Source organism: Methanoculleus sp. UBA208, assembly GCF_002498065.1.
GTDB lineage: Archaea > Halobacteriota > Methanomicrobia > Methanomicrobiales > Methanoculleaceae > Methanoculleus.
In genome coordinates this window covers 1-13,605 of record NZ_DAFZ01000069.1, presented here as the reverse complement: position 1 = coordinate 13,605, position 13,605 = coordinate 1, and the positions used below count along the sequence as shown (strand labels likewise).

The 13,605-nt window shown below is 61.5% G+C and carries 15 protein-coding genes and 1 pseudogene; 7 read left to right on the top strand and 9 right to left on the bottom strand.

The annotated features are described in order from the left end of the window. Both BRA62_RS07450 and BRA62_RS07445 read left to right on the top strand, forming a co-directional pair. Window positions 1-401: pseudogene (locus BRA62_RS07450) on the top strand (hypothetical protein); the annotation flags it as partial. A 97-nt stretch (window positions 402-498) separates the two neighbouring features. Further along, window positions 499-918, top strand: a complete 420-nt coding sequence (locus tag BRA62_RS07445) for a pyridoxamine 5'-phosphate oxidase family protein (RefSeq protein ID WP_292365941.1) — start codon at window positions 499-501, stop codon at window positions 916-918. A 47-nt stretch (window positions 919-965) separates the two neighbouring features. Here the strand turns inward: BRA62_RS07445 and pfkA are convergent, their stop codons facing one another. From pfkA to BRA62_RS07425, 4 genes are all read right to left on the bottom strand, one after another. Then, window positions 966-1,937: a 6-phosphofructokinase gene (gene pfkA / locus BRA62_RS07440; protein ID WP_292365940.1), complete on the bottom strand. Its 972-nt coding sequence runs from the start codon at window positions 1,935-1,937 to the stop codon at window positions 966-968. Next, window positions 1,934-3,145 (bottom strand): phosphoglycerate kinase, encoded by a 1,212-nt coding sequence (locus BRA62_RS07435; protein WP_292365939.1) that lies wholly within the window; start codon window positions 3,143-3,145, stop codon window positions 1,934-1,936. Before BRA62_RS07435 ends, pfkA begins: the two co-directional genes overlap by 4 nt. Window positions 3,146-3,452: 307 nt before the next feature. After that, window positions 3,453-3,893: a PRC-barrel domain-containing protein gene (locus BRA62_RS07430; RefSeq protein ID WP_292365938.1), complete on the bottom strand. Its 441-nt coding sequence runs from the start codon at window positions 3,891-3,893 to the stop codon at window positions 3,453-3,455. A gap of 104 nt (window positions 3,894-3,997) precedes the next feature. Continuing rightward, a complete protein-coding gene (locus tag BRA62_RS07425) occupies window positions 3,998-4,246 on the bottom strand; it encodes a ChaB family protein (protein ID WP_292365937.1) in 249 nt (82 codons plus the stop codon). Between the two features lie 175 nt (window positions 4,247-4,421). Between BRA62_RS07425 and BRA62_RS07420 the strand changes: the two genes are divergently transcribed. Next, a complete protein-coding gene (locus tag BRA62_RS07420) occupies window positions 4,422-5,633 on the top strand; it encodes an RNA-guided endonuclease InsQ/TnpB family protein (RefSeq protein ID WP_292365936.1) in 1,212 nt (403 codons plus the stop codon). Here the strand turns inward: BRA62_RS07420 and BRA62_RS07415 are convergent. After that, complete coding sequence (locus tag BRA62_RS07415) at window positions 5,616-6,872, bottom strand: PAS domain-containing protein (RefSeq protein ID WP_292365935.1); 1,257 nt, start codon at window positions 6,870-6,872, stop codon at window positions 5,616-5,618. The genes BRA62_RS07420 and BRA62_RS07415 overlap by 18 nt on opposite strands. A gap of 201 nt (window positions 6,873-7,073) precedes the next feature. Here BRA62_RS07415 and BRA62_RS07410 point away from each other — a divergent pair, with 201 nt between their 5' ends. Next, window positions 7,074-7,811: a UbiA family prenyltransferase gene (locus BRA62_RS07410; protein ID WP_292365934.1), complete on the top strand. Its 738-nt coding sequence runs from the start codon at window positions 7,074-7,076 to the stop codon at window positions 7,809-7,811. On the opposite strand, the gene BRA62_RS12830 is transcribed toward BRA62_RS07410, so the two are convergent. Next, a complete protein-coding gene (locus BRA62_RS12830; protein ID WP_394339992.1) occupies window positions 7,781-8,035 on the bottom strand; it encodes a transcriptional regulator FilR1 domain-containing protein in 255 nt (84 codons plus the stop codon). The two genes, BRA62_RS07410 and BRA62_RS12830, sit on opposite strands and share 31 nt — an antisense overlap. A gap of 159 nt (window positions 8,036-8,194) precedes the next feature. Then, entirely contained in the window at window positions 8,195-8,530 is a 336-nt protein-coding gene (locus tag BRA62_RS07400; protein ID WP_292365932.1) for a hypothetical protein, read from the bottom strand. A gap of 178 nt (window positions 8,531-8,708) precedes the next feature. On the opposite strand from BRA62_RS07400, the gene BRA62_RS07395 reads away from it, so the two are divergent. Together BRA62_RS07395 and BRA62_RS07390 are read left to right on the top strand one after the other, a co-directional pair. Then, entirely contained in the window at window positions 8,709-9,818 is a 1,110-nt protein-coding gene (locus tag BRA62_RS07395; RefSeq protein WP_292365931.1) for a TIGR04013 family B12-binding domain/radical SAM domain-containing protein, read from the top strand. A gap of 3 nt (window positions 9,819-9,821) precedes the next feature. After that, the gene (locus BRA62_RS07390) at window positions 9,822-10,463 is read left to right on the top strand and encodes a metallophosphoesterase family protein (RefSeq protein WP_292365930.1); all 642 of its coding nucleotides are present in this window, start codon (window positions 9,822-9,824) and stop codon (window positions 10,461-10,463) included. Here the strand turns inward: BRA62_RS07390 and cyaB are convergent. Together cyaB and BRA62_RS07380 are read right to left on the bottom strand one after the other, a co-directional pair. Continuing rightward, window positions 10,450-10,980, bottom strand: coding sequence for a class IV adenylate cyclase (cyaB, locus tag BRA62_RS07385; protein ID WP_292365929.1), 531 nt, complete (start codon window positions 10,978-10,980; stop codon window positions 10,450-10,452). The two genes, BRA62_RS07390 and cyaB, sit on opposite strands and share 14 nt — an antisense overlap. A 44-nt stretch (window positions 10,981-11,024) precedes the next feature. After that, window positions 11,025-12,530 carry an AAA family ATPase gene (locus BRA62_RS07380; RefSeq protein WP_292365928.1) on the bottom strand — a complete coding sequence of 502 codons (1,506 nt, stop codon included), beginning with the start codon at window positions 12,528-12,530 and terminating at the stop codon, window positions 11,025-11,027. A gap of 140 nt (window positions 12,531-12,670) precedes the next feature. Between BRA62_RS07380 and BRA62_RS07375 the strand changes: the two genes are divergently transcribed. Continuing rightward, window positions 12,671-13,429, top strand: coding sequence for a peptidylprolyl isomerase (locus tag BRA62_RS07375; RefSeq protein ID WP_292365927.1), 759 nt, complete (start codon window positions 12,671-12,673; stop codon window positions 13,427-13,429). Window positions 13,430-13,605: the final 176 nt, after the last annotated feature.

The window sequence follows — 13,605 nt, the reverse complement described above, 5'->3', positions numbered from 1 at the left end:
ATCCGGAGGTTTCCGGAAGGATAGCGGAACTGATGGTCCGGGGTGGGTTTGCGTACGAAGACCTGCTGGCTTGTGTCCTCGACGCGGCCCAAACAGGCCTCGCACGCTTTGCCGGGGTCGGGACGCTCCGCTACCCCGCGGGCTCGCGCCTCGCCTTCCGGGAGCTCGGGCTCTCGATCGGGCTCCGGGGGTTCGGTATCCTCGTGGAACGGGTCCGGGAGAATCAGGACCTTTCCCGGTGGGCGGAAGCCCTCATGCGGTACGTGCCGCTCGCTGACGAGATCGAGCGCTTCTGGATGGACCCGGACAACCGGAAAGCCGGCACCTGGACCGGGCACGGGGAGATCAACACGGTGATGCTCGCCACCAGCCTCGCACCCGGAGAGTTCCTGGCTGTCTGAGGCCGCGGCTCCTGCAGCCCCTCACCCCTGTGGACACCGTCACCCATACTATTTTATGCAGAGGCGATAAGGCTGGGTCCGATTGGAGGAAAGAATCATGGCATCCAGACTGATGGATTACTTCAACAAACAGCCGAGGATCGGCCTTCTCAGCACTGCAAACAAAGAAGGGCTGGTCGATGCGGCAATCTTCGGTTCGCCGATGATGGTCGACGAGAAGACCGTCGTCATGGGGCTCGGAGAGAACCGCACGTTTGCCTACCTGCAGGAGAACCCGAACGCCGTCTACACGATCGTGGAGAGTGGAGAGACGATCATGGACTGGAAAGGGCTCCGGGTCTACCTGAAGATGAAGGAGTACGCGACCTCCGGAGAGATGCTGGACAACTACCGGAAACAGATTGCCGAGGTCGTGGGCGAGGATGCGGCGTCGATGGTCCACGCCTCGGTGACGTTCGAGGTCGGTGAGGTGCGCCCCCTCGTCGATATGGGCCAGGGCTGGGAGCAATCTATCTGAACGTTTTTGGGAGGGCACGCTTGGACGGGCTTTCCTTCCCCTCCCCACTACTCCGAGAGGAACGGGAATATCCGGCGTAAGTTCTCATCGAGCGGTTTCTTCTTCTGCCAGGTCTCCTCGAGCGGGGTGTACGCGAGGTTCCCGCCGACCTCCCCCACCATACACCCGCTCCGCCCCTCAATCAGTGCCTCGACGGCGGCGAAACCGAGGAGGCTCCCGAGCACCCTGTCGCGCAGCGTCGGCGGCCCGCCGCGCTGGAGGTGCCCGAGGACGACGACGCGGGACTCGAAGTTGAGGCGCTCGCTAACCTCCCGTGCAATCTCAAAGGAGACTCCCGGCGTCTTCCCCTCCGCTACCACCACGATCGCACTCTTCTTCCCGATGGTGAAGCCTTCCCGTATGCGCTCGCTGATCCGGGCGATCGAGACCTCTTCCTCCGGGATAACCAGTTCCTCTGCGCCGCCGGCGATACCGCTCTCGAGCGCCAGAAACCCGGCCGTCCGCCCCATCACCTCGATGAAGAAGAGGCGCTCGTGCGACCGGGCCGTATCGCGGATGCGGTCGATCGCCTCGACCGCACAGTTCGCCGCCGTATCGAATCCGACGCAGTAATCGGTCCCATAGACGTCGTTGTCGATGCTCCCCGGCACACCCACGAGCGCCGCCGTATCCGCATCGGCGGCAAGCAGGCTTGCGCCGTGGAACGTCCCCTCGCCACCGATCAGGACGATGCCGTCGAGCCCCATCCGCTCGATGGACGCTACCGCCCTGAGTCGCCCCTCCTTCGTGTAGAAGTCCGGGCTCCGGGACGTCTCGAGGATGGTGCCGCCCAGGTGGATGGTATTCCGGATCGCCGCCCGGTCGAGCGGCACCGTATCGCCGTTTATGAGCCCGGTATACCCCCGGCGTATCCCGACGACGGCACGGTCGTGCGTGAGCGCGGTCCGCACCGCCGCCCGGATGCAGGCGTTCATGCCTGGGGCGTCGCCGCCGCTCGTCAGGATACCGATGCGTTTCATGGCGTCCCTGCATCATCGAGCGCCGCAACACCCGGGAGCGGCTTCCCGGCAAGCATCGTCAGCGCGGCCCCGCCACCCGTCGAGACGTGGGTCATCTGGTCGGCAAGCCCGAACCGCACCACCGCATCCGTGGTCGAACCGCCGCCGATAACCGTGGTGCCACGGAGGTTGGCGAGGGCTGCGGCGACCCGGCGCGTCCCCTCTGCAAACTCCGGGATCTCGAAGACACCCATCGGGCCGTTCCATACGACGGTCCGCGAGCCTGCAATTTCGTGAGAGAAATCGTCGGCAGCTCCTGGCCCGATATCCGCGATGACCCGGTCGTCCGGGACCTCTGTCGCGGGCACAACCCGGGTCGGGACGCCCGCTTCCAGCCTCTCCGCGACGACGACGTCCCCGGGCAGGAGGAGGCGGACACCGCGCGTCATCGCTTTCTCGGCGATCTTCCTGACGGCATCCAGGCTGTCGGTCTCGACATACGATGCGCCGGTCCCGTACCCCTGGCTCGCAAGGAATGTCGCTGCCATGCCTCCCCCGATAATGAGTGCGTCCACCCGGGGGATGATGTTCTCGAGAACCTCCAGTTTGTCGCTCACCTTGGCCCCGCCGATCACGGCGGCGAACGGCCTCTCAGGGGCTTGTAGGATACGCGTAAACGTGCCGATCTCCTTCTCCAGCAGGAGCCCGGCAACCGCCGGCAGATGCTCCGGGACGCCCACAACCGACGCGTGGGCCCTGTGGGAGGCTCCGAAGGCGTCGTTGACGTAGATCTCCGCAAGGTTGGCGAGTTCCTCCGCAAAGGCCGGGTCGTCCTTCTTCTCCTCCTGGTGGAACCGGAGGTTCTCGAGGAGAACGATATCCCCGTCGTTCATCGCCGCGACCGCGCTCTCCACCTCCGGCCCGACGCAGTCCCGGAGCGCGACGACCGGCCGGTCGAGCAGCGCGGTGAGCCGGTTTGCCACGAGGGTGAGGCGCAGCCGCTCCACGACCCCGCCCTGCGGCCGGCCCAGGTGGGAACAGAGGATGACCCGTGCGTCCCGCTCGCAGAGGTAGCGTATCGTCGGCAGGCTGGCCCTGATGCGGGTATCGTCGGCGATAGCGCCGTCCTCGTCGAGCGGCACGTTAAAATCGCCACGGACGAGCACCCTTTTGCCCCTCACGTCAATCTCCCGGACGGTCTTCTTCCGTCTTGCTAGCACGTTCTGCATACCTGCATTCCCCCGGAGCAGCGGAGAACCGCGGAGTTCCTGTGCCGGGTGCACGAGCGGCTGCGCCGCCCTGTCCAGCCTTCTGCAGTCTTCTGGCCGTTCCCCGCTGAATTACGGTGCCCCGTGCATGCGTGCCCTGGCATATATAGTGTTCGCCGCGGCATCCCGGCGGGGGATCTCCTCACCGCTACCGCCGGCGGGGGTGGCCCGGGTGCCGGGGCTCCGAACCCCTGCGGGCATCCTCCGGTCCCCCTAAAAGTTGTCGCCCGCCCCGGCGGTCGATTCGATTCCTGCTCTCCCGGGCGTCTCACCGCTCCATGCGGCGCTCCCAGTAGGGCGTGTAGCCGTAGTGGCTGTATATCCCTGTGAGCCACTCGCGCTCGGCGGTCGTCGGCCAGTTGTCCTTGTCAAAGCCCGGCGCGTTCTCCAGCCGCTCTTTGGGCACGTCCAGGACGAAGGTGTCGTCGGTCGCGTTGTACTGCAGAGCCTCCCAGGGGATGGCGAAGAGTTTGTCGCCGAGCCCCATGAACCCGCCGAACGAGAGGGCGGCGTAGGCGATGCAGCCTTCGCCGGTATCGATCACGACGTCCTCAATGTTTCCGAGGTCTTCACCCCGCGGGTTCCTGACCGAATAATCCGCAATATCCTTTCCCCGTATGATATTCCGTGCCTTTACTTCTGTAGCAGTTCCTCTCATCCGCATCACGTCTCCTGAATTGTGGAACGTCCTGTCCCACGGCAAGGGCATACAGGCCGCGCAGTATTTAATTCTTGTGAACCATAATAATACAAGAATAAAAATGGCCGCTCTCCGGCATGGGCAGCCGGAGGCGGCACGTCCCGGAGCAGAACCTACTGCTTTGCCCCTTCCTTCCTCCTCCACTCGCCGCCCGGCCCCTTCTCGTAGACCTGCTCCACCGCCGCCCAGGCGACTTTGTGGGCAACCTCCTCGCGAGACTCTTGTGGGTTTCGCCGTTCCGAGGGGTCGGCATACTGTTCCCAGGCGCTGTTGAACGCTTCACGATAGATCTCCCGGCCGTGCTCGGGAAGCAGTTCCCTCACCGGCCGGGGGAGGTCTTCATTGCTTGCATAATACGGCATACTCTCACCCGTTCCAGTGCGCCGGGTGTGTTCCGGCCAGTATAAAAATGTTTCAGGATCATGGGCCGAGGGGCCCCCTTCTTTTCGTGGGGGAGGAATCGGCCCTCGGCGTGTCCCCATCCACTTTCACCCCGCCCGGATATCCTTTATGCCGGGGGGCCACCAGAGTGAGTGTATGCAATCGGTGGCGAAGTTGCGGTTGTTTGCGTCTCCGGACGCACGGCGGATGCTGTTCACCACGATGGAGCGGTACAACGCCGCCTGCAATGCCGCCTCACCGGTTGCCTTTTCTGAACGACAGTTCTCCAACATCGGCCTGCAGAAGCAGCTGTACTATCAGGTCAGAGAGACCTTCGGCCTCTCGGCCCAGATGGCTCAACTTGCCATTCGCAAGGTTGCCGGGAGTTACCGGAGCACCAACGAGGCGATCAAGGAGCGGAACAAAGTTCTCGCCGCCCTCGGCCAACCCCTGAAGTCTCTCACCGAGATCTCGTTCCGGGCTCACGGGGCCATCTGCTACGATGCCCGGGTGCTCTCCATCGGTCGGAACCGGGTGAGTATCTGGACACTGGATGGCAGGATCAAACTCCGGTACACCCGACCTCAGTACTTCCCAGCGGTCACGACCGTCAAGCAGACGGATCTCATCTACCGGGACGGCGCCTTCTGGCTGTATGCGACCGTGGAGATCCCGGACGTCGAGCCTGCTGAACCGACCGGATACCTCGGGGTCGATCTCGGGGTGATGAACATCGCCACCACGAGTGATGGGGAGGTCTTTTCCAGCGCAGCCACCGAGAAGGTGCGGCAGCGATACGGCAGTCTTCGTGCCCGGTTGCAAGCATGCGGGACGAAGGACGCGAAGGAGAAACTGCGGAGGATCTCCGGCAGAGAACGCCGGTTTAAGGCCGATATCAACCACATTATCAGTAAACGGGTCGTTTGCGCGGCACAAGGCACGAAGCGGGGGATTGCCCTGGAAGACCTCAAAGGCATTCTCCTGCGGACCACGGTTAAGAAAACCCGGCGCGAACGACAGTATAAGTGGGCGTTCCACCAGCTCCGATCCGTTATCGAATACAAGGCCCGACGGGCCGGGGTTCGGGTGAAGGTGATCGACGGGGCATACACGAGCCAGCAGTGCAGTGTCTGCGGGTTCGTCCACCCCGACAACCGCCCGACCCAGGCAGCGTTCCGCTGCCTCGCGTGCGGTCACGCCGAGAACGCCGATCTGAATGCAGCAAAGAACATTGCTGCCAGGGCTCTCGTCAACGAGCCTATTGCGGTCCGCTCCCCCGTCACCGGGGGAGAGGTGGAATCGCAAGCCTGTAAAGAGCGTGATGCCACCTACGGCATCATGCCCCCGACTTCAGTTGGAGGTAGTTGACGTGCCCGTGGGCGAATCAGGCCGGCACGGCGTACAATCGGCCGAACCGGACGTGGGGGGCGGGGCCTGCACCTGAGCGTCGTCTCCCAGGCAATAGTGCTTTCTCAGGTACTGCCTGACGCTCAGCGATGCGACGTACTCCCGGTCCAGGTCCGTAACGATCCCGTCGATGATTCGTGCCTGTTCGGAGATCTTCCGGGCGACCTCGCCGCCCTGCATGTCGGTAAGACCGACGATGACGGCGAGCGGGTTCCTGATGCGATCGCCAAGGCATGCGAGTTGCTCAGTGTTCCGGTCGAGCTGCGAACAGACTTCCCGCCACAGGCGTTCATCGGTTTTTTGATGCGCAACCGCGATGATCCCGGTGAGGCCGCCCTCACCGTCGTCGACAGGTGAAAACTCAAGGATCATGGTAACCGGTTGATTCTGCGCATCCATGAGGGCCGCTTCCATCCCGCGCACCCCTCCGGCCGGATCGGAACTCCCCGCCGATCCCCTGGAGACACGATTCAGGAAGCAAGCTTTCTGGAATTCGGCAACAGAATCCCGGGCCATTATGGAAGAGAGGTGCTTTCCTGCCAGATTGGCAGGGTTATGCCCGAGGAGCCCCTTCGCCGAGGGGCTCACCGATGTTATCGTAAAGCCGGGATCGAGGGATATGATCAGGTCGGAAGAGAAGGCCTTCAGGAAATCATATCGCTGCCGGTACTCCTGAAGGCTCGTCTCCACCCGGTCGGAATCCCGGCTGATGTGGTAGGTATCCAGGCGCGCGCCCCGGGCCGGGCCGGCGGGGATTACGGTGCTCGAGTAATCCACCCAGGCCCTTCTAGCCGGAGCGCGGGACATGCAGTATCGCCTTGCCGGAATATTCTCGCAAAAGAAGCAGGATACGATGAAGTCTTCTTTTAGATCTTCGCCGTCCAGCAGATTCGGGGAGATGCAGAAGGAGATGAACTCCACGGCATTCATGCCGATTGTTTCGTACCCGCTCATTCCGAAGAGTTTCTCCATGGCTTTGTTCATCCAGGCAACGGTCTGATCCGGACCGATCAGCACAATTCCATCCTCCTGACGGTCAACCAGCAGTGCCAGAAGGTTCCGGGTAGATACCGCGGTGTGGGCATCATCCTGCACGTAGCAGCTTCCGCGGTAAAGCAGCGCCTCGGCTACCTGCTCCTGTTCCGGTTTCTGCTTACCCGTCCTGTGACAACTCGTACTCGCCGCCCCGGAGTAACGCATCTGATCCCCGAGATATACATTAAAAATAACCTGTATAAATGGTTTTCTTACTGTTTCGCCGATTTAGTGCAGTTATTTTGCAAAATTACAACGTTATTGGACTTCTCCAATAGTACTGTACAGTTTCGGTCAGAATGTAATATTTTCCTCTCCCCGATTGTGTACATTATGCAAGGGCAAAATCTTATCATCTCGATACTTGTGGTTACGCTTTCAGGAGCCCTAAAACTGCAATTCGCGTATGGGTTCCTCGGGAACAACGCGCCGATCACAGAATTTGCCGCCGCGGCACTCATTGCATATGCAGCCTATGCGTTCGATCGGGGCGTGGAGAACAAGGAGGATGAGAAACGGGGAAGCCGATTTCGGAAAACACTCCTGACGACGGCGCTCATCGCCACGGTCGGCGCATTCGTCCTCTATCCGAACCCCGCCCTTCTCGTGCCGTTCCTCGTTGCGTACCTCTATGCAAAGGGCATCGGAGGATACAGGCTGAAAGGGAGCAGGGGCATAAAGAACTGTATCGTCGCTCTCACCTGGTCGCTCGGCATCCTGATATTCCTCGGCACCCTCAGCCTGCCGGTCATGCTGGTCTGCCTCTTCTTCTTCTGCAAAAGTTTTGTCAATACCGTCATCTACGACGTCCGTGATGTCGATAAAGATAGGACGGCGGGCATCCTGACGATCCCGACAGTCCTCTCCCGGACGCAGGTCACCACCCTGCTGCTCGGTCTCAGCCTGGCCGCCCACGCGGCGGTCTTCGGTGCATATTTTTCAGGCATTATCAGCGGTATCGATGTGCTGCTCATCAGTTCGCTTCACAGCACCTTCTATATCGTCGCCTACTGCAACCGGTTCGAGCTGTTCCGCAACGCCCTCGTCGATGGAGAATGGATACTCTATACCGGCTATACGATTCTGCGCGATTGCGTCCTGTAGTGATGAATAAGATCCTTTCCAAACTTTATTGCGGCTGGAGATGTTGCGATGAGATCCCGCGTGAAATCGTAACTCCCCGACTTATAGAAGAACCCTATCGAGAGGAAGGTGTCCGTGACGGTGGCAGCGATCCCCGGGGCTCTCGGGGCGAGGTAGATCTCGAGATTCTCATAGTTCCCGAGCGGGTAAGCCGAGATGATATCGAGGACTTCCTGCGTGACCACGAGAGAGATCGTATCGATGCTCTCCGCCAGGCTCTTGAAGAACTCGGGATAATCAGGGAAGAGGATCGGGGAGACGCCATAAATCTCCCGGGTGTTTCTCAGATGGTCGGTGAATATGCGGTGCGGTTTTAAGATGTCGGATGGTTCCGAGGCGATAACCTAGGCATCGCGGATATCGCAGAGGCGGAGAGCAAACTCGTCCGGGAATACGATGACATGGTCCGGAAAAGCCTCATAGAGCATATGAAGGGCATTGATGCTCTCCTTGAACCGCTCGAAGACGACGAGGTTGGCGTGCCCCCTATCGGTCAGAGAGACCTCGCCGTCGGCCTCCCTGACGAACCCCACCTTCTTCAGGTAGCTGACGGTAAAAGCGTAGGTTGAGGAGGGTATATGCCTTTTAATCTCGTCCTTGGGTTCCTCCCGCAGAAGTGCGTCCAGAACTTCGATCCGGCGCTCACTCGAAAAGATCCGCATGAAATCGGTGATTTTCATGTACCTATTCATATTTCGTCGGTAGCGTCAGATTAATCTTGTTCTTTGTAAAGACAATATACTGAATATTCTGCGGAACCGATCGTTTTTTGGCCGCGCCGAAGAGCCTGCACCGGGACCGTTCCTGCCAGCCCCGATCTCCGGGACCGGGCAGCAGACGAGGATTTTCTTTACACACATGAACGTCAACTGGCGAGCCATACCCCAGGCGAACAACACCCTCGCCGCCCTCTTTGCGGCATGCGAGGGTTACGGCTACCACCTTGAGGTCACCGACGGACCGCACCCCGACGTCACCATCTACAGCATAAACTCCATCAACGAGCGCATATACCGTGACGAGATCGCGGGGGCCGACTGCGTAACGATCGTCGGAGGGCCCCACGCCTCCGCCTGTTACCGCGAGGTGGCGGAGTATGCCGACTACGTCGTCGTCGGGGAAGGCGAGTACACCCTCCCGGCGCTTCTATCCGCCATCGAAGAGGGGAGGGATCCCCCTCCCGGCGTCGCCACTGCCGCCGGTTACGCGCCTGCCCGCCACACTGTCCTCCTCGACGGCCACCCGCCCTTTACGCGGATCAAGGGATTCGTCGAGATCACCCGCGGGTGCCCGTTCTCCTGCGGGTACTGCCAGACACCCCGCCTCTTCGGGCGGTGCATGCGCCACCGCTCCATCGACGAGATCGTGCGCCATGCCTCCCGCTACCGGGATATCCGTTTCGTCACTCCGAACGCCTTCGCCTACGGCTCCGACGGCGTCCACCTCCGGCTCGACAGAGTTGATCGGCTTCTCCGGAGCCTCGACGGCAGAATCTACTTCGGCACCTTCCCCGGTGAGGTGCGCCCGGAGTGCGTCTCGCGGCAATCCATCGAGCTCGTCCTCGACCACTGCGCCAACACCCGCCTGCACTTCGGGGCGCAGTCGGGGAGCGATCGTGTGCTCTACCGCCTGCACCGGGGGCATACCGTGGAAGACGTCGTCCGCGCCGTCGACCTCTGCCGGGAGCACGGGCTCGTCCCGGTCGTCGACTTCATCCTCGGGCTGCCGTTCGAGAGCGACGACGACCAGCGCGCGACTCTCGACCTCGTGCGACTGGTCACCCGGGGCGGGAAGGCGCACCTCCACTATTTCATGCCGCTGCCCGGGACCCCGCTCCAAAACGACCGGCCCCGCCCGCTCCTTGCCGAGACAAAAAAGGTTCTTGGGAAACTGGCGCTCGACGGCAGAATAACCGGCTCGTGGATGGATCATGAGATAAGGTTTTTTAGACACACTTCTCATCTATAGAGCATGACGGATGTGCTACTCCTAGCAGATCTGCACGGTAACTACGGAAAGCTTGACGCTTTTCTCAGCTACGACTACGATGCAGTCATCATTGCAGGCGACATCACCAATTTCGGTCCACTTGAGCCTGTGGATTCGGTACTCTCCAACTTTGAAGTGCCGTGTTTCGCAATCCCCGGCAACTGCGATCCCCGCGAGATCATCGACGTGCTTGAGCGCTCGGATGCGGTCTGTCTGCACAACTCCTGGATCGCGCTCGGCAAGATCACGCTTGCGGGTCTCGGGGGTTCAAACAAGACCCCGTTCGACACGCCGTTCGAGCTGACGGAGGAAGAGATCGATAAAGAACTCACCCGGATCACCAGCCACATGGACAAAAATGTCCACAACGTCCTGCTCAGCCACGCCCCGCCGTACGAGGCGCTGGACACCGTCGAGGATAACCACGTCGGGAGCCAGAGCATCAGGAAGCACATGGCCCGGTTCGACCTGGTCTGCTGTGCCCATATCCACGAGGCACGGGGCATCACCGAGGTCGACGGTGTCACCGTCGTCAACCCCGGACCCGCCTCAGAAGGCTACGGCGCTATCATCCGTTTCGGGAAGGAGCCCAAAGATATCCATATAGAACTTATCGCTGTTTAGACAACAGCATCTCGAGATACGAGGTGTAGATCGGTGGACCGTCTACACCTAATTCTTTTGCAATCGCTGTGATCCGGTCGGCAGCGTCCTCTTTATCGTCTTCTGTCAGGATCTCGATCTCGACGAACGTCCCGAGCCCCTCGACGTTGTCGAGCGTAACCGTCACGTCCCCCATCTCGTAGAACTCCCGAACTTTTGAGACCGTGGCGGCACGCCGGAAACCGAGACGGGAGAGGATCCCTTCAAGCGTCTCTCCGTCGGCTACCGCGAGGTTGAACTCCTCGCGGGCCTTCGCGCTCCCGACCCGGATCTTCGGGCCTTTGTAGGTCGCGGTGACCCCGGTGTCGTCGTACCTGACCCTTAACGCCTCGTCCGTCTCTTTGAAATCGCGGTGGGGGGCGTTGTAGTAGACGTCGCGTTCCTGCTGCCTTCTCCCCATCCGCACTCCCTTCCGGTCGAGCCCGGCCCTGACGCTCTCCAGGTCTCCGACCGCATATTTTGCTTCTACTTCGAGCATGCCCACTCTGCGTCAGATCGTCTCTCGGGAACAACGATAAACCCTCACCGCCCGACCCCGGGCGGGCCGGAGGTTTTCTGCCGGATAACGTCTCTCTGCCGCTCTGCGGCGGCGAGGAGCGCGTCGTCCCCGAGCCGCTCCGCGGAGACGACCGCCCGCTCCGTGAGCATCAGGGCGGTATCGTGGTCCTTGCGATGGTGGAACCGGAGTCCGATCTCCAGGTTCAGGTCGGCGGCTTTCCCGTACTCGCGCGCGTCAAAGAGGTGGCCGGCAAGCGAAAGGAGGACGTGCAGCCTGCCGGGGAGGCGGTGCATGGAACGCTCGAAGCAATCCGCGGCACGGGCGTTGAGCGTTACTCCCGTATCGGTGGAGAGTTCCCGCCTGCAGTGCTCCTGCAGGAGGGGGTGCGCGAAGGCATACTCGCCGCCCGGAAGCCTTCGGAAGATGCCGCTCTCCTGCATCCTATCCGCCATCAAGGTCACGTCCGCTCCCTGGAGGTCGAGCATGCAGGCCATGATCGGCACGGGGAACGGGGGGTTCAAGACGCAGAGTTCCTCCGTCCATGCCTTCATGGGTTCGGGGAGCGCGGCAAAGGCAAGATCCGCCGGCTCTTTCGCCCCGGCGATGACGTCCGCGACGTTTTCCCGGGACGGTGCAAGCCCCCGGTTGCGCAGGGCGTTGAAGCAAGTTATTAGACGGAACGGGTCGCCCGCACTCTCTTCGAGGAGGCCGGCGGCGGCATCGTCGATGGAGAAGTCAAACCGCCTCTCCCCGAGTTCCCGGATCTCGTGCCGCTGCATCCTGAAGAGCTGCACTTCGCGGATACCGAGATCCCGGATCTCCTCCCGCATCGCCGCGTATCCGGAACCGGCGCCATCCTCCGTCCGACAGGTGAAGGCGAGGAGGATGCCGGGCGGGAGGTCGTGCACGACATCCCGGAGGAGGCGCCGGTCGTGGCTCGAGGCGAGGTGGACGTCGTCCAGGAGAACCGCCGCAACATGGCCGGCCATGCTCATCTGTCTCCCAAGCCCCCTGAGCAGTTCCTCGAACGCCTGGTATACGCGGTCGTATCCGACCTCGGGCGACCGGGCGAAGACGCCGACGATCTCCTCGCCGGCCTTCGGGAGCAGGCCGACCGGCTCCACCGGGGCGGCGTATTTCTCGAAGACGTCGTCGGCATACCGGATGGCCTCTTTCATGCTCTCGACGTCAAGGATGCTCCCGAACCTTGCGGATGCCGAGGAGCGCCGAAGATCGTTCAACAACTCCCGGAACGCAGAGAAGATCATCCCGGGGAGGTCGAAGACCTCCGCCCTGAGGACAGGGGACTGGCGCCCGCCGGGGCGTTCCTGTACCTCGTATGCGAGCCAGTTCAGGAGCGAACTCTTCCCGATTCCCGGCGGGCCGGAGATCATCACCGCCTGCCCGTGCTCTCCCGCCCGCGAGAGGGTGGCAGAAATCTGCTCAAGTTCCTCCCGTCTGCCGCAGAACTCCTCCGGGGGAGAAGGGGCGTACGAGATCCCGCCGGTCTGTTGCTGTATTTCGTCCATGATCCCGCCAGGGGATTCTGGTAGACAGTATAAATACCATTCCATCCAAATAAAATGGAACAACAAGACGCAGGCATGCGGCGGGCCGGTGCGGGAGGCGTACCGCGACCGCAACGCATCCGCTATCCAAGGTGAATGGAATGGCACTTCAGGAAGGAGATTTTATCAGGCTCAGGTACACCGGCCGCGTCGGTGAGAATATCTTCGATACCACGGATGAGGAGAACGCAAAGGAAGAGGGAATCTACAACCCGCGGGCGGAGTACGGTCCGGTCACCGTCCGCCTGGGGAGCCACCACATCATCATCGGCCTTGAGGACGAACTGATTGGTAAAGAGGTCGGCGCCGAGGGAGAAGTCGACGTCCCGCCCGAGAAGGCGTTCGGGGCGCACGAGGAAGAGGCCGTAAAGTCCGTCCCGGTCACGCAGTTTGGCGAGAAACCGAAGCGGGGGATGCGGATCGAGGTCGAAGGCCGCGAGGGCGTCGTCGTCGACGTCATCGGAAGGCGTGCGGTCGTCGACTTCAACCACCCGCTTGCCGGCAAAACCCTGAACTACTCCTATGCAATCCTCGAGAAGGTCGAGGACCCGGTGGAGCAGATCAAGGGCCTCATCAAGCTCTTCTCGGGCCGGACCGACATCGGGATCAGCATCGCCGACGGCACGGCCGAACTGGAGCTTCCCCCCGCAATCACGTACGACCGGCGCTGGATGGTCTGGCGGGGCACCCTGGTCCGCGAGATCTTCGAGAACTATTCCGATATCAACGACGTCGTCATGAAAGAGACGATCTCGCGTCCGGAAAAGCCGGAGGCGGCGCCCGAGGTCGTTGAGGCGGAAGAGACCCCCGAACCTGCTGAGACCGCCGAGAGTGAAGAGACGAAAGAGTCCGAGGAGTAATTCTCCTCCGCTCTTGCGGTTTGCTTTTTTTGAAGACTTTTCTACATTAGTGTGCATCTTTGAGATGCTATGGGACGTGGGGTAGCCTTGCTTGGGATATTAGGCTGCCTGTTGCGCATCTGTGGACTCGGCTTTCCTGTGGATATCGCCATGCAGGGGGGTGGGGACAGGGGAGG

Coding starts and splice junctions, on each gene's coding strand:
- BRA62_RS07445 (WP_292365941.1), top strand. CDS start 499: ATGGCATCCAGACTGATGGATTACTTCAACAAACAGCCGAGGATCGGC.
- pfkA (WP_292365940.1), bottom strand. CDS start 1,937: ATGAAACGCATCGGTATCCTGACGAGCGGCGGCGACGCCCCAGGCATG.
- BRA62_RS07435 (WP_292365939.1), bottom strand. CDS start 3,145: ATGCAGAACGTGCTAGCAAGACGGAAGAAGACCGTCCGGGAGATTGAC.
- BRA62_RS07430 (WP_292365938.1), bottom strand. CDS start 3,893: ATGCCCTTGCCGTGGGACAGGACGTTCCACAATTCAGGAGACGTGATG.
- BRA62_RS07425 (WP_292365937.1), bottom strand. CDS start 4,246: ATGCCGTATTATGCAAGCAATGAAGACCTCCCCCGGCCGGTGAGGGAA.
- BRA62_RS07420 (WP_292365936.1), top strand. CDS start 4,422: ATGCAATCGGTGGCGAAGTTGCGGTTGTTTGCGTCTCCGGACGCACGG.
- BRA62_RS07415 (WP_292365935.1), bottom strand. CDS start 6,872: ATGCGTTACTCCGGGGCGGCGAGTACGAGTTGTCACAGGACGGGTAAG.
- BRA62_RS07400 (WP_292365932.1), bottom strand. CDS start 8,530: ATGAAAATCACCGATTTCATGCGGATCTTTTCGAGTGAGCGCCGGATC.
- BRA62_RS07395 (WP_292365931.1), top strand. CDS start 8,709: ATGAACGTCAACTGGCGAGCCATACCCCAGGCGAACAACACCCTCGCC.
- BRA62_RS07390 (WP_292365930.1), top strand. CDS start 9,822: ATGACGGATGTGCTACTCCTAGCAGATCTGCACGGTAACTACGGAAAG.
- cyaB (WP_292365929.1), bottom strand. CDS start 10,980: ATGCTCGAAGTAGAAGCAAAATATGCGGTCGGAGACCTGGAGAGCGTC.
- BRA62_RS07380 (WP_292365928.1), bottom strand. CDS start 12,530: ATGGACGAAATACAGCAACAGACCGGCGGGATCTCGTACGCCCCTTCT.
- BRA62_RS07375 (WP_292365927.1), top strand. CDS start 12,671: ATGGCACTTCAGGAAGGAGATTTTATCAGGCTCAGGTACACCGGCCGC.